This is a genomic window from Butyrivibrio sp. AE3009 (assembly GCF_000420845.1).
In the GTDB taxonomy this organism is placed as follows: Bacteria; Bacillota; Clostridia; order Lachnospirales; family Lachnospiraceae; genus Butyrivibrio.
In genome coordinates this window covers 47,383-68,364 of sequence record NZ_ATVS01000022.1, presented here as the reverse complement: position 1 = coordinate 68,364, position 20,982 = coordinate 47,383, and the positions used below count along the sequence as shown (strand labels likewise).

The 20,982-nt window shown below is 42.7% G+C and carries 15 protein-coding genes; 2 read left to right on the top strand and 13 right to left on the bottom strand.

What is annotated here, in order from left to right; all coding sequences use genetic code 11:
- Positions 1 to 7,353: RHS repeat-associated core domain-containing protein (locus G588_RS0112070; protein WP_026668754.1), on the bottom strand; the 7,353-nt coding region annotated here is incomplete at its 3' end.
- Positions 7,354 to 7,520: 167 nt separating this feature from the next.
- On the opposite strand from G588_RS0112070, the gene G588_RS0112065 reads away from it, so the two are divergent.
- Together G588_RS0112065 and G588_RS0112060 are read left to right on the top strand one after the other, a co-directional pair.
- Positions 7,521 to 7,946 carry a BlaI/MecI/CopY family transcriptional regulator gene (locus G588_RS0112065; protein WP_081644340.1) on the top strand — a complete coding sequence of 142 codons (426 nt, stop codon included), beginning with the start codon at positions 7,521 to 7,523 and terminating at the stop codon, positions 7,944 to 7,946.
- 8 nt (positions 7,947 to 7,954) lie between these two features.
- Complete coding sequence (locus G588_RS0112060) at positions 7,955 to 9,127, top strand: M56 family metallopeptidase (protein ID WP_022778996.1); 1,173 nt, start codon at positions 7,955 to 7,957, stop codon at positions 9,125 to 9,127.
- Between the two features lie 39 nt (positions 9,128 to 9,166).
- On the opposite strand, the gene G588_RS0112055 is transcribed toward G588_RS0112060, so the two are convergent.
- The 12 genes from G588_RS0112055 to G588_RS0112000 form a co-directional block, all read right to left on the bottom strand.
- Positions 9,167 to 9,853 carry a DNA alkylation repair protein gene (locus G588_RS0112055; protein WP_022778995.1) on the bottom strand — a complete coding sequence of 229 codons (687 nt, stop codon included), beginning with the start codon at positions 9,851 to 9,853 and terminating at the stop codon, positions 9,167 to 9,169.
- Positions 9,854 to 9,865: 12 nt separating this feature from the next.
- On the bottom strand, positions 9,866 to 10,846 hold the full coding sequence (locus G588_RS0112050) for a Gfo/Idh/MocA family protein (RefSeq protein WP_022778994.1): 981 nt from the start codon (positions 10,844 to 10,846) through the stop codon (positions 9,866 to 9,868).
- A 56-nt stretch (positions 10,847 to 10,902) separates the two neighbouring features.
- Positions 10,903 to 11,250 (bottom strand): hypothetical protein, encoded by a 348-nt coding sequence (locus G588_RS0112045; protein ID WP_022778993.1) that lies wholly within the window; start codon positions 11,248 to 11,250, stop codon positions 10,903 to 10,905.
- Between the two features lie 3 nt (positions 11,251 to 11,253).
- Positions 11,254 to 13,413 carry an ATP-dependent helicase gene (locus tag G588_RS0112040; protein ID WP_022778992.1) on the bottom strand — a complete coding sequence of 720 codons (2,160 nt, stop codon included), beginning with the start codon at positions 13,411 to 13,413 and terminating at the stop codon, positions 11,254 to 11,256.
- Between the two features lie 211 nt (positions 13,414 to 13,624).
- Entirely contained in the window at positions 13,625 to 14,614 is a 990-nt protein-coding gene (locus G588_RS0112035) for a DUF4003 family protein (RefSeq protein WP_022778991.1), read from the bottom strand.
- Positions 14,615 to 14,671: 57 nt separating this feature from the next.
- Positions 14,672 to 14,863 (bottom strand): helix-turn-helix transcriptional regulator, encoded by a 192-nt coding sequence (locus G588_RS0112030; protein WP_022778990.1) that lies wholly within the window; start codon positions 14,861 to 14,863, stop codon positions 14,672 to 14,674.
- A 3-nt stretch (positions 14,864 to 14,866) separates the two neighbouring features.
- Entirely contained in the window at positions 14,867 to 15,394 is a 528-nt protein-coding gene (locus tag G588_RS0112025; protein ID WP_022778989.1) for a hypothetical protein, read from the bottom strand.
- 210 nt (positions 15,395 to 15,604) lie between these two features.
- Complete coding sequence (locus G588_RS0112020; RefSeq protein WP_022778988.1) at positions 15,605 to 16,354, bottom strand: SIMPL domain-containing protein; 750 nt, start codon at positions 16,352 to 16,354, stop codon at positions 15,605 to 15,607.
- A gap of 36 nt (positions 16,355 to 16,390) precedes the next feature.
- Positions 16,391 to 17,158, bottom strand: a complete 768-nt coding sequence (locus tag G588_RS0112015; protein WP_022778987.1) for a response regulator transcription factor — start codon at positions 17,156 to 17,158, stop codon at positions 16,391 to 16,393.
- A gap of 93 nt (positions 17,159 to 17,251) precedes the next feature.
- A complete protein-coding gene (locus tag G588_RS0112010; RefSeq protein ID WP_022778986.1) occupies positions 17,252 to 19,006 on the bottom strand; it encodes a sensor histidine kinase in 1,755 nt (584 codons plus the stop codon).
- 176 nt (positions 19,007 to 19,182) lie between these two features.
- On the bottom strand, positions 19,183 to 20,004 hold the full coding sequence (locus tag G588_RS0112005; RefSeq protein WP_022778985.1) for a carbohydrate ABC transporter permease: 822 nt from the start codon (positions 20,002 to 20,004) through the stop codon (positions 19,183 to 19,185).
- 2 nt (positions 20,005 to 20,006) lie between these two features.
- A complete protein-coding gene (locus G588_RS0112000) occupies positions 20,007 to 20,918 on the bottom strand; it encodes a carbohydrate ABC transporter permease (RefSeq protein ID WP_022778984.1) in 912 nt (303 codons plus the stop codon).
- Between the last annotated feature and the right edge of the window lie 64 nt (positions 20,919 to 20,982).

Genomic DNA, 20,982 nt, shown 5'->3' with positions numbered 1-20,982 from the left:
TGTCTGCAAAGCACAAGCTGATATGCCCAGTTCAGGAGCAATTGCTGCTATTCCCGCTGCTAAAGCGATGGTTGCAACAATAGCCAATCCACAGCCTATTTTCTGCTCATTGCTCATTTGCGGCCACATTCTGGAATCATCTATCTTATTTACCGGATCATTATCGCAGTATGCAAATAAATTGAAGCCATTTACATCAGAAGATACACCAGCTATCTGTGAATCTGCACTTATAAACCTATGCACCTTAGGATTATAGTACCTTGCATTCAGATAATAGAATCCTGTCTCCTCATCGTAATAGTATCCCCTGTAACGAAGCGGGTTCTTGTCAAGAATCCCCTGCTCATCCCGAATGGTAACTTCCTTCTTCTTAATCGTAGTGGTAAAGACGTTCTCAGTCTTTGATACTGGATTGCCCCAGAGATCATATTCGTAGGTTCCAACAAGGGTTGAATCGCTGCACCTATAGATTCCTATGATGTCGCCTTGACCATTTCTTGTATAGAAATAGTAGGTTTCTTTGGAATACTCTCCATTTTCTTTTTCCTGGTAGCCAATCTCTGTTACCAAACCGTCAGCATCGTAATAGAAGTTTAGTCTGTACTCATCAGTCTCCTGAGCAAGAAGCATTCCTGCATTGTAGATGTATACAGTCTTTTTTCCATCAACATCCTTTGAAAGTCTCTGTCCGTCACTAAAATAGCTGTACTCATATGAATGATCACTGTTTGAGACCATGCAAAGGCTTCCGCTACTGGTATCCCAGGACATGTCATAGCCAAGATACTTTTTGGGATTGCCGCAATCATCATAGATTATCTCATTTCCATTATAGCTTATTAGCTTGTCTCTCCAAACAGCATCATAAACATATTCCCCTGTATCATCTTCATTCTTGTCGTTATCATGTACGAGCTCGGAAATGATATTTCCACCGGCATCATAAGTATAGTAATAGTACTTTACAGTTCCATCCTTATACTCTTCTTTTGCTCTGACCACCTGTCCAAAAGCATCATAGTTGTAGGTCCTTGTCGGTTCAATGATTGCTACAGTACGACTATATGGAACATTGTACTCTTCCTGAATACCGGTTATGTTTCCCCTGTCGTCATAATCATATGTAAAGCATGAATCTATGGTCTTTGGCGATTTTCCAATGGTGTTTGCATAGGTCTCAACTCTGTTCTGGGTTCCTGTATATGACTTTGAGGACGCCTCTGCTTTCTTGTATCCCACATGAGTGAAAAGCCGCTTTGATACAACAGCCTTTTCCCTGGGAGAATACTCTGTAGCTTTGAGTCGTCTTAAACTGTCATATCCATACTTTTTGAAACTGTTATCCGGGAAAATATTTTTTGCATTATTGCCATCCTTGGCATAAGTATACACATAGCTCTTTATCTGCCTGCTGTTACCTTCTTTTATTTCTTCGTTAAGATTCTCCACCTTGCCCAGAGTATTATAGATATACCAGAGCCTGCTGTAACAGTCTATGCCTTCCTTTGATCCGGTTACGGCAGAGTCTGTGACTTTCCCTGTATCACCATAGGCAAAGTTTGTCTCAAAACCTGTATATTCATCTCTGTGAACCGCAAGATTACCATCATTGTAATATCTGTAGCTGTCCACATGATCCTCTGTGCCTTCAAGAGTACTTCTTACTTCTGATATATTTCCATACTCATCGCTTTTTGTAGTTGTTGTCCTGCCATCAGCATATGTTGTACTTTTAAGGCTGCCATTATTATCACCATAGTTATTGGTTTGAATCGGTATGCCAGCAATTGTTGTGGCTATTACATTTCCAAAGTCGTCGTATTCATAGCCATAGGTAAAACCATTATGTTCTATGCTCTCAAGATCAGAATCATTCTTATATTTATAACTTACAGTACGAGTCGCACTGCCATCCGTCTTTGTAACCCCCGTGATTCTGTCATCTTTACCATATTCGTAGTTTACAGTAATGCGTTTCTTTACATCTCCTGTAAGCCAGTAATCGATTTTGTTCTTAACTGATTCTATAAAGCCAAGGTCATAGTCTTCAATACAGTAGCAAGTGTCATAGCCTGGCTGTTCCTCAGAAAGCAGAAACCCTCTATTAGAGTCATATTCGTAGTAAGTGACTTCTCCTGATTCATCTGTTTTTGAGGAAAGATAATTCCCATCATCCGAATAGGAGCAAGATGTATGAAGTTCCAGTGGCTTATTTGTAGCATTTCCCTCCTCATCCCTTGTAATGTCCACATGGGTCGAGACCGTCTTCTGGTTTCCGTATTTATCATATGTCATATGGGCAGAAGGGCCAACGCTTGCCTTTACACTCGTATTGTTATTCGTAGAATCATAGTTGTATTTATAAGTTACCCCACCAGGTGTAACCTTTTTGTTCATACGTCCGTAGGTGTCATAACCATAAGCAGTCTGCTTTTCAGAAACACATACGCCAAGTACCCTTCCACTGCTGTCATACTTTTTACTCTGAATATTTACTTTTGACAGCTGAAGACCGTCTATATAAATGTCGCCGATGTTATCATAAAAATTTATAGAAAACTCAGTCTTTCCCCACTGGTGTGCAGGAAGGATAAGAGTAAAATACTTCCAGCCTTCGCTGTAGTCATCAAGCTCCAGAGTCGACTTAAGGACCTGCGCATCGCTTTTATGATAGGCCTCTACCGTAAGCACCCTGTTTGTCCTTATTGGGGTTGTATCCGTTCGCACAAAGCCTGAGAAGATATAAGAAGCTGTCTTTTTCCCAAGATCCACGCTGCACTTAAGATACTTGTCCTTCCCTGGTTCTCCCTTTATGTGATAGCAGTTATCACCATCAATGCCGTCTTTTATTATCTCATCACTATATTTTACGTTCTTGAAATTTTTCCATTCATCAGGAAGACTTCCGTCAGGATTATCGAAATTGCCGTCTTCAAGTATATTGTAATCGTTGGCAAGATCTCCATTCTCTAGCTGAGCACAGTCGAAAACAAGCGCTCCTGAAGGTTTGTCTCCGGTCCTCTTAGCGTTTATGCAAACTGTCACATCGCTTTCATGTTTAAGATCAAATGATACCGAAAGTCTCTCCCATCCATCTCCTATCTTTTTACTTGTTGTCTCTGATATAGCCGAACTTACAGCAAGCTCTTCATTGCCATCTCTTACTGATAGCCATCCTTTGGCGTCGTTTAAGTTTATCCCCTTCGCGTAGCAGGAAAAAGTGTATGATCCCGATTTCAGATTACTTATGGTCTGTGTTTCTGCAGTTTTCTGTCCATCAAGCTTTGACGCATTAAAGTTCAGAGCATATTTTCCGATATATGGAGCCTTTGCACTGTCAAATACGCCATCTCCCTCCCATAAACCTTTTCGTTCGAAACTGTGATTCAAAAGATAATTATGGGTTGGCCTTCCTGATACGGCATTATCCTTTACCTTATTTCTCACTCCTTCATCAGCTTCAGCATCATCCTGGGCAGCTGATGAGCTTGTTGTCTCAGTGGAACTGTAACTTGTTGGCTTACTGCCTTTTTCAAGCTGGATATTATCGAACCAGGCTGTGCCATCACCGACAGCGCACATATAAATATAAATCTTGGTGTCATTATCAAAAGTGTATGTAGTCCAAAACCTTTTAAAATCATCCTCTTCGTATCTTGAAAAGGTCTGTCCTTTTTCCGGTTCCATACAATACTCTTGGTAAATGACAGCTCCGCCATCGACTTCTCCACTGGTATGAATCACATATGAGATTGTGTATGTTCCTGCAGGTACTTCTTTTGTTTGATAAAAGAATGCAGCTTTATCCTCTTTGCATATGTTGATTCTGGCTGCCTTTTTTCCAAGATATACCTTATCGTCAGCATGAAGATTAACATTTTCGCTACACCCTTCCGGTATTATCCAAAAATCCCTTTCATCCTCGAATCCGGAATTATCAATGAGGTTAACAGCCTTAGAGGGCCTCTGGTCATCAAATGAAGTCTTGGCATAGTGCTTTACCCCATCCGTATAGGTAACTGCATTTGCACCAATAACCTCTCCTTTACTGTTCTGGGAATAAACAGATACAACACGTCCCTTTTCATCAAAGACTTCCGTGTTGAATACATCATCGCCATCACCATAACAATCATTCTTTCCACTGAATCGGTATGTCACTGTGCTGTTATTGCCATAGTTTATCGAATAGGTCTGACCAGTTTTTCCGCCCCGCGCTTCGCTTACCTGTACAATCCTTCCACCTGCATGTGTAAAGTTAATACTATAACCGGAATCATCCTGCATACTGCAAAGAAATCCATCTTCATAGTTATATACTGCTTCTTTTAAACAGGAACCGCCCTCTTCCTTTAAGTACTCGATTCTTGTAATATCACCATCATTGTATGAATACTTATTTTTACCATCATGCCTTGGATCTGTTACTGATAAAAGCCTGTCCTGCTCATCATAACTAAGTTCAGATCTGTTTCCCACAGCATCTGTAACAGAAGTGATATGATACTCTTGCGGAATCATCTCTTCTGCCAGTGCTTTAATTTCATTTGCAGCCTTAACTGCATTTCCTGCAGATGATATAAGATTCGATCGCTTTCCCTCCGATAGATACAGTTTCTGCTGCTGAAGCTTCTTTTTTATGTTCTGCAACTTAGTAGCAATACGGATATCAGTCTTAGCCCTGGCACCGGAGCACAGTGAGTCAGTTATGCTTATACCATTTATGATTTCAGACTCAATGGCATCTGAAATAGTCTTTAATTTTTCTTTTCCTCCAGATAATTCTTTGATTCTGGAAAGGCTCTCTGTAAGTTCGTCAAAACCTGATAAATCTTCAGTAACTTCACCATATGCTTCCAGAGTAAGCGCTATCTCGTTTCTTTCCCTTTCTATCTCTTTGTTATTCTTGTTTTTTGGATTTTTCCCATTTTCATATTTATTGGAATCAGTGATAAGCGCAAGGCATCCGTTTTTGTCAAAGTACTTTACTGTAGATGAGCTTTTATTGATCAGTTTTAGAGGATAAGTATCCTTAAGAGTCTTATCCTTGACAGGTACAATGTACAGTTTTAAACCATCCTCATCTTCTGCAGCAGGATAAGCCCCATCCTTTGAAGCTGTTGCTTTTACACCGTTTTCAAGATATGAGATATTCTTGGCCTTAAAATAATGCCTGGTCTGATCCTCATCTATGTAGATATATGGATATACTGAGACATCAAGCTCGTCAGAAGGTATAACGATCCTCTGGTCATAATTAAGGGTCCAGCGCTTTCCTTCTTCAAGATTGGAGTTATATATGTTCTGAATGTTAAAAGGCATCCTTAAGCCTTCAGTATGAACAGAGGTGTTTACAACTGTAAGTGTACCGGTATAGTCATTTATTGATGCTTTCCCCGCCGTACCTGCAGATGCATCGTGGGTACTCCAGTACGATTCCAGACCATAGGTATTTCTAAAAGTTATCTTGAGAAATGGCTTTTTATTCCCTTTTTGGAGTTTTATGGAATCCTGTTTTCCAAAGTCTTCATCGTAAGTCATAAAAGCAAGGCCGTAGTTATCACTCTGTTCGTATACCCACTCCCTGACTGGTTTTGTTATGTTAAAATAACCTCCTGTAACTGTATAGTCAATAACCTTAGTGTCAATTGAAGGCATAGCCTCCCCGGGTGTGTCCCCATCATTCCAGGCTGAAGTTATCCTCTTTGCTACTATATAGTTTTTATTGGTATCGCTTGCCTTTCCGTTAAGATAAAGCTTTGCATCAGTTATCACTGCACCGGGACTGATATATGGAAGTTCAAACCAGATACAGGTTGTATAGCTGACGTTATTCTTTTTACCAACATATAATGTGGTGGAATCAGTCTTAGTCGTATTATTCTCATCGGATGCATAGCAGGCAGATACTGCCTTTCTATCCTTTTCATATTTGTTTATTACTGGGTCAATAACTACCGGATACTGTGCTGATGAAAGGAAATCCTCATCAGCGGTCAGCGTCAGATATATGAAGTCATCATCACAAGCATCTGTAGCAGCAGTTTCATCTATATCTTTGGTCTCATCAAGAAGAAGTTCCTCTTCTGTATCCTCCGCTATATTCTCTTCCAGAATAGTCTCCTCTGTCTCATTTGGTGTTTCCTCAGTTTCAGACGTAACCAGGTCTTTCTCAGACTCGTCGCCAGAATTCTCAGTTACAGGAGCATCTTCAACTTCTATGGATATGTCGTCTTCATCATTTTCACTTGTTGGCTCTGCCTTATCTTTATCAGCACCTTTATTTGAATCTACAGGAGCTGTGTCTGATATACTGTATACTACTTTATCGGAGTATCTTCCTTCACTGTCCTCCATAAAGGGCGCAGGGAAGTAATACTTTATCTCGTTAGTCTCCTCATCATACAGTTCTACTTCATTGGCAGAGCTTATCCTTGCCTTAAGCCCCTCAAGCCTTACTCTGAAAGAAAAGCTGTTTCCGGAATCAGAACTTTTTAGGATAATGTTCTCTTTTACGCCGCTTGATGAAGGCGAATATTCAAGAGCAACGTCGTTCTCATAGCCTTCATAGGTTACCGTAGCAGATGGAATGATATAAGGCTCAGGATCTGCATTACTTTCGTTTACGGAATCACCTATGGAGTCTTCTGAACACTCTTTGTTTTCTGTAGCATTAAAAGAGCCTTCATCTAAACTAAGACTTACTTTCAATTTCTTATCTTCATTCTCATCATTAAAGGAAAACAGATCCATTCCCGGATCAGACTGCTCTGCGATAAGGGAGCTGCTTAGAAAATCATCCTGATCATTTATATCATCAACGTATTCAAAATCTACGGTATAGCCATCTTCTTCAAAAACGACCTCTCCCTGACTTTCATCGCTGTCAGTAAAGAGTACATGATAAGCATTGTCAGCGTTCTCATAGCCTTCATTTGTAGCCACAAGACTGTTATCTATTTCTTTCCAGGAGCCTTCTTCATCTTCATAGTGAACAGGCTCATCATAATAAAATACAGCTCTGGAATCGTCACTTAGAATGTATTCCTTACTGTATTCATCTCTGCATTCTTCTATTTCACTGATAACTACGGCTTCATTAGCTGCTTTTCCGGTATATGTTATATCATCTTCATTCTGATAAATATCCCCACTTTCTTCATCAGAATCTTCTTCCCGGAAAACATTCCAGTCTTCTCCTTCTTCCCACGTGATTTCATCATCCGCATCGGCAAGATCCAAATCCTCGCCATCTGCCGCGTCCCCAGCAACAGCTGTGATGTTACTCTGTGTAATAAACACAGTCAGAGCCATCAAAAAGCTGATGCCTCTTAAATACTTCATTTTCATGCACATTTCCCCCTGTTTTTTATTTAGTTGATAAATCTCTGCTATCACATTTTATATTTTTATTTTCATCATTGTCAATACTATTATCTTTTTTTGACATTACCTTGACATGTTCTAAATCTGTTTTATAATAATATTGTCAACTGCCATTTTTGAGGAATCAGCTTATGAAATCATATTCATTAAACACTAGAGAAAAGACTATTATGGAATTGCTGTGGAGCTCCGATACCGGTCTTACCAGTATTGAGATGCTTAACAAACTTGATGATGCAGACTGGAATAAGCTAAACATTTTCCGAACCATCAACAGTCTTATAGACAAGGATCTCATTAAGGTTTCCGGCTTTGAGCAGTACAACACTCAGTATGCCCGCAGGTTCACCTATTCCATCACGCAGGAAGAGTATGCAGCCAGATTGTTGGAGGCAGGTGGGCTTACCTTCAGATCCCTTGGCAACATTGCCATGGCGATGATCAAGAATGACGGCGATGAAGACGAAGACTCAAGAGAAGAACTCATTGAGAGTCTTCAGGAAATCATTGACAATCTTAAGAAAGAATCTTCAGAAAAAAATAAACAGGAAAGATGACGTATTAAATGAGCAACCTTGAATTGTTCTGTGACTTTTGGTTCTGTGCGTTATATACCAGTATTTTTATTATTCTTTTTTACTATCTCAGAAAGAAGCTCATGAAGCTAAGGCTTTTAAGCACAAGGGCTATATGCTTCATCTATTTTTTATGCCTTATAAGACTGTTGCTCCCTCTTGAATCTCCATGGGCGATCTGCATAAGCAGCAGGTTCTTTAATCCCATAATTGACATCATGTTTTTCAGGGATTTTTTCTTGGGGAAACATAACCTTCATGGATACCAGATCCTGTCTGCTCTTTATATAGCAATAAGCTTTTTTTTACTTACAAAGCTTATATTTACCTATATCAGGGTTTCCTCTTTTGCAAGGAAAAAGCCGTTAGAGCCATCCGACAAGGCCTACAGGGTCCTTAGTCAGATACAGGCCGAGAATTCAACAGCACTTAAGATAGACCTCTATGAATTAGACCATCTGGGCAGCCCTCTTAGCATGGGCATATTAAAAAAAAGTATCGTTCTTCCAACAAACTGCAGCGATAATTATTCAGATATTCAGCTCTACTACATACTGAGGCATGAGTATAATCACCTGAAAAGCCACGACTGCTTTACAAAAATACTGGCAAATGTAGTCACCTGCCTGTTTTTCTGGAATCCCTGTGTATACATTTTCAGAAAAGACATGGAACAGTCAATGGAACTTAGGTGTGATCAGATGACTATTGGTGGCATGTCTGATCGTGAGCGCATTCAATATATGGAAACAATGCTTATGGTGATAAAGAATCAGAGCACGTCGAAAGCAGGCCACTCATCAGCTTCTGGGCTCTATGCGCTTACGCTTGTTTCGAATTGTCCCGTAGACCTTAAGGAACGCTTTCTTGCAATATCCAAAAAGCACTATAATCAGTCCTTATATAAAGACCTTTCTATGGTCACTGTCGCAGCAATGATATTCATAGCTTCATATACAGTATTCTTCAGTTCTCACTATGAACCGCCTATGGATGATATATCGCCGGATTCTTCATATCACGAGATTGATCCTGCTACAGATACTCTGGTTATCGATGGCTCTTACTGCTACATCCTCTGCAGTGACGGGGCAACACTGGATGTATCTGAAAATATAATACAGGTATGGAAAAAAGATGGAGGGAGAGTTATAAGAAAATGAAACGAAGGATCAGATTACTAACTATTCGGTGAGGGTTAATTACTTTATCTTCAGTTTTTTCAAATATTCCTTCTGCTCCGGTGTAATACGGTAGCTCTCCACAGCTTTCTGAATTGCCTTATTGTGAGTCCAGGTATCGAGCTTCTTACCTTCGATAAAAGGAAGAATAGTATCATACTGCTTGGCCAGGGCTGTGGCGAAGTACCAGGCGATCATCATGTTCACGTAGTATTCTTCTGATCTGATCTGTGCTACTGTCTCAGGATATTTCACATCATAATCCTCATCCAGAAAATGCTCCATCAGCATTCCGATGGCGAATCTTACGGTGTAGGTCTTATCTGACTTAAGCCATTTATCTATCTCCGGAAGAAGCTCTTTTTTATGCTTCTTGAATACCTTGGGAGACATCTGATCGCAGGTGGCCCAGTTATTTACATAGGGTAAAAAAGCATTCAGCTCCCCAAGGGCCTTCTCATAGTCCTTCTCACCGGAAATGATGAAAGCGTGAAGCTGATTCTCATCAAAATATTTGTGGGGAAGCTCATCCAAAAACTCATCAATCTCTTCTTTCTTGGCAAATTCCTTGGCAAGCTTACGCAGCTCCGGTGTCCTTACTCCTATAAAAGCCTCCGTTTCCACACCGGGAATAAGGCCGCTCTGAAAATCCCTGTATTTGATATCCTGAAGTTCAAAAAGTCTGTCTCTAATCTCTTCTGTTATCATATTCGCCACCTGTTATAACCAAAAACCTATCTCATCCAGCACCTGATCGATCACCTCTGCGTTCCTGATAGAAAACTCCGGTGTAATATGGGGCTTCTCATCAGAAAGGATACATCTTGAAAGGTTCTCCACCTCCAAGGCATAGTTCTGTGGAACTGAGATCTTCCTCACGGTGGTTCCATCCTGATTGAAGATAGTATAGCTAACCTCACCCTCCTGGTTGTACTCCACATCAGACCTGATGCTACCCTTGCTGCCATGAATATACAGCCTGTCAAATCTGGAATTGGTGCCGATTCCTAAATTCATTCCCACATTAAAGGAGGCTCTTACTCCGTTTTCAAAGCCCATGATGGCGGTTGTAAGAAAGTCAACTCCAAGATCTGTAAACTCCGCTGTAGCCTGGATGTAGGAAGGTTCTGAATCCACCAGGTTAAGTATCATTGTGGTGCAATAGCAGCCAAGGTCGTACATGGCTCCGCCGCCGTGCTCCCTGTGAAGCCTGAAGTCCTCCTTGTAGCCCTGGGTAAGAAAAGCGCTCTCTATGTAATCGATATCTCCGATAATTCCGCTGGTTACATCCTTCTTAAGGCTCTCCACATAGGGACTGTGAAGATATGCATAGGCCTCCATAAGGATCACACCATTCTCAGCGGCGGTTTCAAACATCTCTCTTGCCTCATCGGCGTTAAGGGCCAGAGGCTTCTCGCAAAGGACATGCTTTCCATGGGACAGAGCTTCGTTAACCCACTTAATATGAAGATCATTGGGAAGCGGAATGTAGATAGCCTGAACCTCAGGATCCAAAACCAGTTCTTCGTAGCTGCCAAAGGCCTTCTCAAAACCAAATTCCTTCTTGAACTTCTCTGCCTTCTCCTTACTTCTTCCGGCAATGGCATACAGCTCGCAGCTCTCCGCCTTCTTCATGCCCGGAATAGTACAGTTTCTTGCAATGTTAGCAGTTCCCAAAACTCCCCATTTTACCTTCTTCATGTCGCTCTCCTTTCGAGGCCTTACCATGGTTGTCAGTTAAGTGTTTTAAGTATTATTTATTTTCCCTCAAGGTCTGCCACGCGAACAGGTTCTCCGTTAAGAAGAATATATCCCGGTGGAAGCTTGGAGGCATCGGCCATAGAAGTATACTGACGCTTATTATAAGTGTCATAGACACCTTTTTCTTTGTGCTTGTGCGGCATCGCTCCGGAGGTATTGCCACGTTTGTTATACGTATCATATTTAGCGGACTTAGCCATTGTCTGACCGGTAATAGGCCCTGTCATCACATTTTTATTAACCGGTCCCTTATTGGCATTTTTATTGGCAGCGGACTTCTTAACTGCGCTCAAAATGACTGCTATCACAACCATATATACGACGACATACAATAATTCATCCATAACTCAGCCCTCCAGTTTGTTAAGTCGTACTTTGCATGAGATCTGCCTTGGTGTATCCATCTCATCGAATTGAACCGTATAGCTCTCTTCTTCATAATTCACATCGACAATGATGCCGGCGCCGAATATCGAATGTTCAACCCTGGTCCCGGGTTCCATTACATTCAGCTTCATGGCACCCTTGAGATGCCTTGAATCATTCTCGATAAACTTGCGGACATTGGTAAGCATTGCTTCATCCGGCTTCTCGGTAAATTCCAGCTTGTCCTCATCTATATCAAGTATAAACCTTGAAGGATATCTGGGAATACCCTCAAAATTCCTTCCTCCGGCCTCTGAGATAAAGAGCCTCCTCTGAGCTCTTGTCATGGCAACGAAAGCAAGGCGCCTCTCCTCTTCCATTCCCTCAAGGGTATGGATTTTCCTCGAAGGGAAAATACCTTCATTCATACCGCAGAGGAATACATAAGGAAACTCCAGTCCCTTGGCGGCATGTACCGTCATGAGCCTAACCTTATCTTCACTTCCTGCCTCTGCATCTGCATTGGTAAAAAGAGCTATGTGCTTAAGATAATCCTCAAGGCCTATCTCCTCGCCGCAGGTGGTCTCATACTCGAAAACAGACTGTTTAAGTTCAGCTAGATTATCGAGCCTGTCCTGAGCACCTTCCTTACGAAGCATCTCCTCATAGCCGCTCTTTTGCAAAATCTTAGTCAGTACTTCGGATACTGCTTCACCCTGATAATTCTCGGCAAACTCCTCGATAAGACTGATGAAGCCCTTAGCACCGGTCCCCCTTATAAGCTCATTATCGATATTGTCGTTAAGAGCTGTGTAAAGTGAGCATCTATGCTCCGCAGCGTATTCCTCAAGAAAGGCCATACGTCTTTTTCCGATATTCCTCTTAGGAACGTTGACGATCCTTCTAAATGAAATGTCATCCTTGTAAACAACCATTCGGAGGTAACACAATGCGTCCTTGATCTCCAGCCTTCCGAAGAACTGCACTCCGGAATAGATGGTATAGGGAATCTTCTCCCTGATGAGTCCCTCCTCTATGGTCCTTGTGACATAATGGGCTCTGTACAGAACAGTCATATCCTTGTAGGATACGCCCATGCCCTTCAGCACCAGCATCTGGCCGGTGATCCAATCTGCCTCGTCGGTGGTATTGGGAGCCATATGGCACAGGACGCTGTCTCCTGCCGGAAGCACTGCTGTAAGCTCCTTCTTAATCCTCTGAGTGTTCTTATCTATAAGTGAATTGACTGCTGACAAAATCTGAGGTGTGGAGCGATAGTTGTCGTTCATCATTATGGTCTTAAGATTCTTGTGCCCCTTGTCAAAATCCAATAGATACTTCACATTGGCCCCGCGCCAGGTATAAATGGTCTGGTCGGGATCTCCCACGATAAAAAGATTCTTGTGATAAGCCGATAACACCTCCATCAGCTCATACTGGAGGCCGTCAATATCCTGAAACTCATCTATCATGATGTATTCAAGGCGTTTCTGCCATTTTAACTTGATCTCTTCATTCTGCTGAAAAATGTATAGTGTGAACTTTATCAGATCGTTATAATCAAGGCCAAAGCACTTCTTTTCCTGATAGAGATATCCGTAAAAAAGAATGTCCTTAACCTCTGTGGCCCTGTCATACTTTTCTTTTAACTCATCGATGGACATGGAGATCATATCAAGATAGTAATCGGGTCTCTCCTTGATCTTCATGATCTCGAACATATCCCTGGCATTACTGTAGGTCATGTCCCGCATGGAGAGATGCCTCTCCTCGTATATGATATCCAGAATGTCATCAATATCAGAATTATCAAGAACAAGGAAGCTCTTTGGATAACTGACTGCGCTGCTGTCCTCCTGAAGGACCGACACGCAGAAACCATGGAAAGTATTTATGTAGCCAGTGTCATTATCCCCCGTAAGGTAATGAATACGCTGCCTCATCTCATTGGCGGATTTGTTGGTGAAGGTCACGCACAAAATGTGACCGGGCATGATACCAAGCCCCATCACCAGATAGGCGAACCTGCGGGAAAGAGCCCTGGTCTTGCCACTGCCGGCTCCCGCAATAACTCTCACATATCCTTCTGTAGTTGTAACTGCCTCCCTCTGAGAGTCATTTAATCCTTCCAGTAATTCCATTCCAATACCTTTCTGTTCCTGCCCATGTCAATAGAGCAAAATGCCTGCTCCGGGCACGTTATATAAATGAGTATAGCATCTGCCTCTCCCGCATACAATACAAAAACCAAAAATATGTTCGATTGCAAAAAAGCGCATAAAAAAAGCAGGAAACTGTCGTCGCCGGCAATTTCCCGCTTGTATTTCACTTTCCGTTCAGGATAAAGTTTTATCAGTGAGATGCATTGGCTGCAGCAGTTGCAGATACAGCAACCATCATCATCATGAATGCGATCTCTTCTGCAATTACCATTGCGATAGTGCTGTCAAAGGCTGAAGCGCCGCTAAGTACACCTTCATCCATGATTCCTGCATAAAGAATAGCACCAAACATAAGTCTCTGTCTCTCGGAGCAGTCCAGCATTCCGAAGCCCTTCTGAGTCTTAAGAAAATCTGCTGCATCCACAACCTCATTTACTATCTCTTCTGCTCTGACGTTAAGTCCCACCAATACTCCAAGAGAAGCAAACTCATAATCCTTGCCGTACTTAACACCGGCATCCTTGAAGGCATTGTAGATTTCCACTGCCTTGCTGCACTTCTCAGCTACTGTGCCCTTCTTCATGGTGAGGACCTGAGCCAGAGAATATACTGAATTGTCATGGAAAGAAAAATCTTTCTTCAAAGTCTGATAGGTTTCTTCCAGCTCTGTCAGAATGTCCTCGACGCTCTTATCTGTCATGGCAAGAAGTACTGCAAAGCAGGTGTCTTCCTCATTGGTAAGAACAGGGTGTGCCTTGTTCATGCCCTTCATAATGGCTTTTGTCTTCTCGATAATGCTGTCAGCCTCAGCAAATCTCCCTGCATCAGAAATGTTCATAGCTGCCAGGACCATAAATTTTGATCCGAATACCTTGCCCTGATGAAGCATCTTATAGGAAGCTGTTATCTCTTCCAGGTATCTCTCAGGATCAGCCTGCTGCGCAAGCTTGGCGCTTACCATAAGCTCATTCATGGTTCTGAAATCGGAAAAAGCGCCCTTATTCTTTCTAAGAAGTCCTCTGCACTCCTTGAGATATGCGTTATCAACTGTCTTGTCAGTCTCGGTATAAACCAGTGCCGAAGCAATCTTGATAAGGGAATTCTCAAGCACAAATCCCTTATTGATGATATTTCTGTTCTCTGCTAAAAGTTCGCATCTTGTCTGTAATGTTGTTTTCATACTCTTCTCCTTTATATAAAAAACATTGCTGTCTCAAACTGTTACTGTTCTAAAATTTCATTCCCAAAATAGATCATCCAGCGTCTTATCCAGGGCCTTGCATATCGCAATGCAAAGGTTAATGGTGGGATTGTAATCCCCTTTCTCTATAGCACTGATGGTCTGTCGGGATACCCCGCAGAGGGCTGCCAGCTGATCCTGGGACAGATCCTTGCCGGCTCTTGCGGACTTAAGTTTAAGATTCTTCATGGCTTAGTCCTCCTCTCCGGATCTGGAATCCACGATCTTTTTAACAAGGGCTGCTGCTGCAATGAGCGCAAGCCATATCACAACCACGATATTGGTTATTGGAAGTGCATCCCATCCCTCTGTTCTGAAGTCCCCCTCAAGAAATGCTGCTACTATAGGAGCCACATTGAAAAGGGTTACTAAAGCATAAATAATAATGTATTTCTTCCTGTCATTATTAAGTCCCCAGTAAGCATCGTTCCAAATGCTGTATACGCAAAGCACCAGGCATCCGAAAAGCATTGCCAGAAGGTGGAGGAGAAAGTCATTAACGGGGAGCTTAATATCTGCAATCTTAATACACATAAATAAAACTTCAATAATAAGCATTGCGTAAAAACTGTATTTGTATCCGCGGCTCCTTATGATCTCCTGCCTCTCATCGTACTGAGTCTTGATCTTCTTGTCTGTATTGGTGAACTTCATGATCACAATAGTAAGAATAATTGCTACAAAGATTCCCAATGAAAAAACAATTGCTACACTTGCCATTACTATACCTCCTCGCTTATCGGCATTAAGATTAAATACTGTTTATTTATCTCTGTGATATTATAGTAAATCTACAGTAGCATAATGTCAAGTATATTTTACATTTATCTTTTCTGAATAGCATTTTTCATTTTGATGTTTTGGCAAAATAAACATAAAGAGCCGATGACCACTGGGGTTTACGGCTCTCTATAGTCTAAGGATCATATATCATTTAAGATCATATTCAAGTCTTACTGTGATGGTTGCGGTCTTGTGTCTTGAGCTGGTATCGAAGGCTCCGTCATAGGAATAGCTGCCGGTGCCTGAGTTCTTGGCTGTTATCTGGAATACTCCAAGGCTGGAATTCTTGAGCTTACCAAGCTTTGCTCCGGAGTTCCTGGCCACGATATCGATTCTGTCCTTGGCGTTGATGGAAGCCTTGTCGATAAGATCTAGCTTGAGCGCATCAAGGTCTGAATAGTAGTATTCGGGAGATCCGCTGGTGAGCTCCACGCCCTTGTCCAGGAGACTTGAAATATCCCTTGACACCTTCTCCACATTGTCGAGATTGCCGGAAGATACGGTGACACTCTGTGTAAGCCTGTAGCCGTCTGCCTCTGAGCCAATGTAGTTGCCGTTCTCATCGTAGTTATCCTTGTAGGTTCTGCCGATGTCCACGGAATTAAAGACTACCTCAGATTCAGAGATACCATTGCTGGTGAGATAGTTCTTGACCAGCTCCGCATCCTTTTTAATCTTGGTATAAGCTTCCTGTGAAGTATAAGCAACCGAAGCGAACTCTCCTCTCCAGATAATTATGTCTGCTTCAAAATCAACGCTGGCACTACCCGTTGCGGATATCACATGGGTGCTCTCGGATCTGAAATGAGACAAGCCAAAGGCCAGTGCAATGCAGCTGATAACAATGCTGATGCCGATAATTATCGCGGTTCCAAAACTACTTTTTTTCTGTTCCATAATATTCTCCCCCTATCTTGTAATCTAACAAAATGGTCAGCCGACTTTGCTTGCTGCGTAGTCGGAATAACTAACTCCCGTGTACTTCTTGAAGCATCTGCCAAAATAGTTGGGATCCGGAATCCCCACTTCCGATGCAGCCTGGTACATCTTGACGCCGGATTCCGCTATCTTAACAGCCTTCTTCATGCGAAGCTCCAAAAGGAACTCGATGAATTTTTTGCCCGTATCCTGCTTGAACTTCCTGGACAGATAACTTGAACTAAAGCCAAATTGTCTTGCCAGGGACTCGAGATTCAGCTTGGAATCGGTGAAATTCTCCTCCAGGTACCTTATGATCTGCTCGGTATCGGTGGAGGCATATGCGTTTACGGGAACGGTCTCTGCTTCTTTCTTGGCATTCTCCCAATAATCCGGCTCCGCATCCAGCTTCTTTTTGGCCCTCTCAAGGACCTGCTCTATCTCTTCACGGACCATGGGCTTTAACATATAGTCAAACACCGGAAGGCTTACGCACTTCCTGGCATATTCAAACTTGTCGATGGCTGTCATTATGATGATGACAAGATTGGGATACCTGTCTGTGGCTATCTCCGTGAACTCAATGCCATCCATGAAGGGCATCGAAATATCCACAAAAGCGATATCCGGCTTGAATTCATCAATGGTGTTGATGGCCTCAATGCCACTGGCCGCTTCTCCCACAACCTCCATATTCATGGCATCCCATTTAATGGCTGCCCGCATGAGTCTCCTGGCGGATTCCTCATCGTCGATTATCATAACCCTGTACTTTCTGTTCATTGCATATACCCCGTATATCCTTTATACCCTTCCCTATTGTTACGAGTTGCCTGGTTATGTATTATGATATCGAATTGCTCCATGTCCCCTATATCATAATACAAACTCAACTTCAGTATATTCCCCAATTTCGCTGCGGATCCTGACTACATCCTTTTTGCCGGTGTAAATTCTTACCCTCTCTATGGTGCCCCAGAGGCCGAAGCTCTCGCTCTCCAGACCTTCCGACGCCTCATCCCCGGAAACAATAAACTTATTGATCTGCTGCTCGTCCATTCCCACGCCGGTATCCCTTACAACAATGTGAAGCCTTCCCTCTTCCATTCTGCTGGATATCCGTATGGTGCCGCTCTCGCCTTTGAGCCTGATGCCGTGGTAGATACTGTTTTCCACCAGAGGCTGCAATATCAGCTTGGGAACAATGCAGTCCTTGGTATCCTCGGCGATATCGTACTCGTCGTTTATGATGTCGCCATACCTTAGTTTCTGCAGTGATAAATAGTCCTGTACGATCATTATCTCCCTCGACAGCGGTATCTCTCTTCCGCCCTTACTAAGGAAGTTCCGGTAAAAACGTCCCAGTATTTCCAAAGCATCGTGAACCTTGTCAGCTCCTGCGTCCATGGCCAGGAACCCTATGGTCTCAAGGGAGTTGTACAAAAAGTGTGGTTTTATCTGCTCCTGCAAAACTCGCATCTCCGACTTCTGCAGTATTTTTTCCTTCTCAATCAGTGTGGTGATAAGTTCGTTAACATGATCGATCATGTTGTTGTAATCGCCCTTAAGCATCTCAAATTCGCTGTAGGGCACGTCCACGTCAATCTTCTGAAGATTGCCGGATTGTCTGTTTTTCTCCATGGCTTCGGACAGTTCGAAGACGGGGCTTGTGATATTTTTCCTGATAAAAAAGCCCACGAACAGCGCCAGAACCACTGAAACAAAAAGCAGTGCCAAAAGTACATAAATAAATCTAAAAGGTATTCCCTCTCTTCCGTAGGAGGACACCTTAAGTATCACAATGGGCATGTCGCTGACCTTACAGCCCGATAGCAAGAATCTTCCCTCATCTCCTGAGACATCTTTGTAGGACGTTGTCCTGGTTAAAAAAGTCTCATCAAAATAGTCGGAATATTTCCTGTTGCCTGCAAGGAAAGTTCCGTCACTTCCCATGATGCAAATGTCGTTATAACCAAGCTTGGACAGCTCCCAGTCAAAGACCCTGGTGGAAATATTCATCATCATTATTCCCGTTCTCTTCTGGGAATCAATGTCATAAACTGCTCTTCCTATGGTCACAACCGGCCTTCCGTCGGCCTTGGCTGCAATGCCGTTGCTGTTAAGGGATACAACAGCCTTGCCCTTGCCTGAATATATGTCCCCACGCCAGCTGTCGGAGTTCATAAGATCATAATCATAATTATAGGTAAATCTGTTGGTGGCCACCATGATCATATCCTCTCTGAATATCATCACGCTGTCCACGCCCTCTTTGACATTGAGGATATACATGATGCCGTAGCGGGCATCATTGATCATGCCGATATCAACCTCTGCGGCATCAGCCCTAAGAAACCTGACCAGTCTGTCCTCGGTCATGATAAGTCTGGAAATCTCGGTGTAGTTGTTGATCTCAGAGTAAATGTTGCTGGAAAGAGTCTTGAGAACGCTGTCGGCTTCACTGCGGGTGTAGTCTATGCTTTCTTTTTGAACGATGATGTAGGTGGAAACGAGAAATGAGATGGCGACGACGAGGACGATACCAAAAATAATCCTCTTAAGGCTCGCCGAAAGAGAATACTCCCTGTTGTCCCTTATATGAAACTCCCCTATTTTACGCTTCTTCCCCATGTATAAACTCCCCTTTAAAGATACCATTTTCGAAACGGACGGTCAAACAAGTTGGAGGTAGGGGACAAAGTCCGGAGGATGGACTGATGCAATAAGATTTTTGTCGAAGGTAGCAAAAATTTTATTGTGTCAGTCCATCCCCCGGACTTTGTCGCTTCATCCGTTCTGAAATCAACTTAGCCTTTTACAGCGCCTGCTATGAAGCTGGCCTGGATTTTGCGGCTAAGGAAGATGTAGGTTATGAGGGTGGGGAAGGTGGCAATAACAAGAGCTGCTCCGATGGGGCCCCACTCTGTGGTATGCTGACCGGACAGCGCCTTAATACCAACCGGCAGCGTACGATGCTTCGAATCCGAAATAAATACATTGGCAAACATGAACTCATTCCAGCACTGAAGGAAAGAATACACACCAACAGTTGAGTAAGCCGGCTTCATCAGCGGAAGTATGATCCTGAAGAACGTTCCGTACAGGCTACAGCCGTCAATCTTGGCCGCCTCATCCAGCGCTATGGGAATCTCCACCATAAATCCGGTGCAGATAAGGATCGCCATGGACAGCGCAAATGCTGAGTATGGAACGATCAGAGTCGAATACTTGTTGAGCCAGTGAAGTTTGGAAAGTACAACATATACAGGAACGATAGAAGCCTGAATCGGAATTGTAAGTCCCAGCATAAAGAATGCATTGGTGAGCTTGCTGTGTCTCCATCTGATCCTGGTAATGGCATAGGTTGCCATCATCGCTGCGAAAATTGAAATAAAGATTGCAAGCACAGTAACAAGAATACTGTTAAAGAAGTACAACGCCATATTTCCCGTATTCAGGGCTGTCGCAAAGTTCTGGAAGAGCCACTCTTTGGGAAGTCCTATGACATTTGCACCGAATATTTCTTCATTGGACTTAAGTGAAAAGGTGAACATGAAATAAATGGGAAACAGATTCACCAAAGTCCATATGGCAAGAAGTATATATACTAAAGTTTTCTTAACTTTCATCGTCACTCATCCTTTTCTCTGAATGCTGCTGTAATAAGAAGTGCAAAGGCAAAGCACAGAATAATAAGCATAACCGATATGGTGCTGCCCATTCCGTATCTGTTCCTTAAGAACAGCATATTTTCAAGTAGTGTACTTGGAACCTCTGTGGTCTGGAAAGGTCCACCCTCTGTGAGGATACGAACAAGGTCGTAGGTCTTGAGGGAACCTGTTACCGCAAAGATTACACTTACTCTGATGATGGGCTTGATGATCGGAATAACCACATATCTGTCAATCTGCCAGGGTGATGCACCGTCCAGCATTGCAGCCTCTCGCAGCTCAGTAGACACGCCCTTAACTCCCGCATACATAAGGAGCATATGATATCCGACATACTGCCATATGGTGGGAACTATGATACTGCCAAGAGCAGTCTTCACCTCACCTACCCATACGTGCTTGAGGTTAGAAAGATGAACCAAATCAAGGAATCTGTTTAAAAGACCGTAGTCAGGGTTGTAGATCTTGAGCCACAACTGACCGATAACTACAGTTGAGATCAGAACCGGCATAAAGAATACCGATAAGAAGAATCTCTCTCCCTTAGGCTTTCTGCCAAGAATAAGTGCAAGAAACAGCGCAAAAGGAAGCTGAACAAATACTGAAAAGAACGCAAGGATCATTGAGTTCTTCAATGAAGTCATGAATTTGATAGAACCGTTTGTGAACAGCTCCACATAGTTGCTAAATCCGATAAATGTCCCCTCTGAAAAGCCATTCCAGTCATACATACTTCTGTATACGGACACCGCTATGGGAGCAATCAAAATACTGATAAAAAGAAGCAGAGCCGGCAGAAGGAATAGGAAAATTGCCAATCCGTCGCTCAGTCTTCTCTTTCTTTTTTCCCTAACACCACTTTTTTCCGACATAGTTTTTCCCTTAACTTATTTTTTTAATCAAAAAGGCCCTTCCGCCTTCTCATAAGAAGTACGG

Coding starts and splice junctions, on each gene's coding strand:
- G588_RS0112060 (WP_022778996.1), top strand. CDS start 7,955: ATGAGCAACCTTGAATTGTTCTGTGACTTTTGGTTCTGTGCGTTATAT.
- G588_RS0112015 (WP_022778987.1), bottom strand. CDS start 17,158: ATGAACAGAAAGTACAGGGTTATGATAATCGACGATGAGGAATCCGCC.
- G588_RS0112020 (WP_022778988.1), bottom strand. CDS start 16,354: ATGGAACAGAAAAAAAGTAGTTTTGGAACCGCGATAATTATCGGCATC.
- G588_RS0112000 (WP_022778984.1), bottom strand. CDS start 20,918: ATGTCGGAAAAAAGTGGTGTTAGGGAAAAAAGAAAGAGAAGACTGAGC.
- G588_RS0112035 (WP_022778991.1), bottom strand. CDS start 14,614: ATGAAAACAACATTACAGACAAGATGCGAACTTTTAGCAGAGAACAGA.
- G588_RS0112030 (WP_022778990.1), bottom strand. CDS start 14,863: ATGAAGAATCTTAAACTTAAGTCCGCAAGAGCCGGCAAGGATCTGTCC.
- G588_RS0112005 (WP_022778985.1), bottom strand. CDS start 20,004: ATGAAAGTTAAGAAAACTTTAGTATATATACTTCTTGCCATATGGACT.
- G588_RS0112045 (WP_022778993.1), bottom strand. CDS start 11,250: ATGGATGAATTATTGTATGTCGTCGTATATATGGTTGTGATAGCAGTC.
- G588_RS0112065 (WP_081644340.1), top strand. CDS start 7,521: ATGAAATCATATTCATTAAACACTAGAGAAAAGACTATTATGGAATTG.
- G588_RS0112025 (WP_022778989.1), bottom strand. CDS start 15,394: ATGGCAAGTGTAGCAATTGTTTTTTCATTGGGAATCTTTGTAGCAATT.
- G588_RS0112050 (WP_022778994.1), bottom strand. CDS start 10,846: ATGAAGAAGGTAAAATGGGGAGTTTTGGGAACTGCTAACATTGCAAGA.
- G588_RS0112040 (WP_022778992.1), bottom strand. CDS start 13,413: ATGGAATTACTGGAAGGATTAAATGACTCTCAGAGGGAGGCAGTTACA.
- G588_RS0112055 (WP_022778995.1), bottom strand. CDS start 9,853: ATGATAACAGAAGAGATTAGAGACAGACTTTTTGAACTTCAGGATATC.
- G588_RS0112010 (WP_022778986.1), bottom strand. CDS start 19,006: ATGGGGAAGAAGCGTAAAATAGGGGAGTTTCATATAAGGGACAACAGG.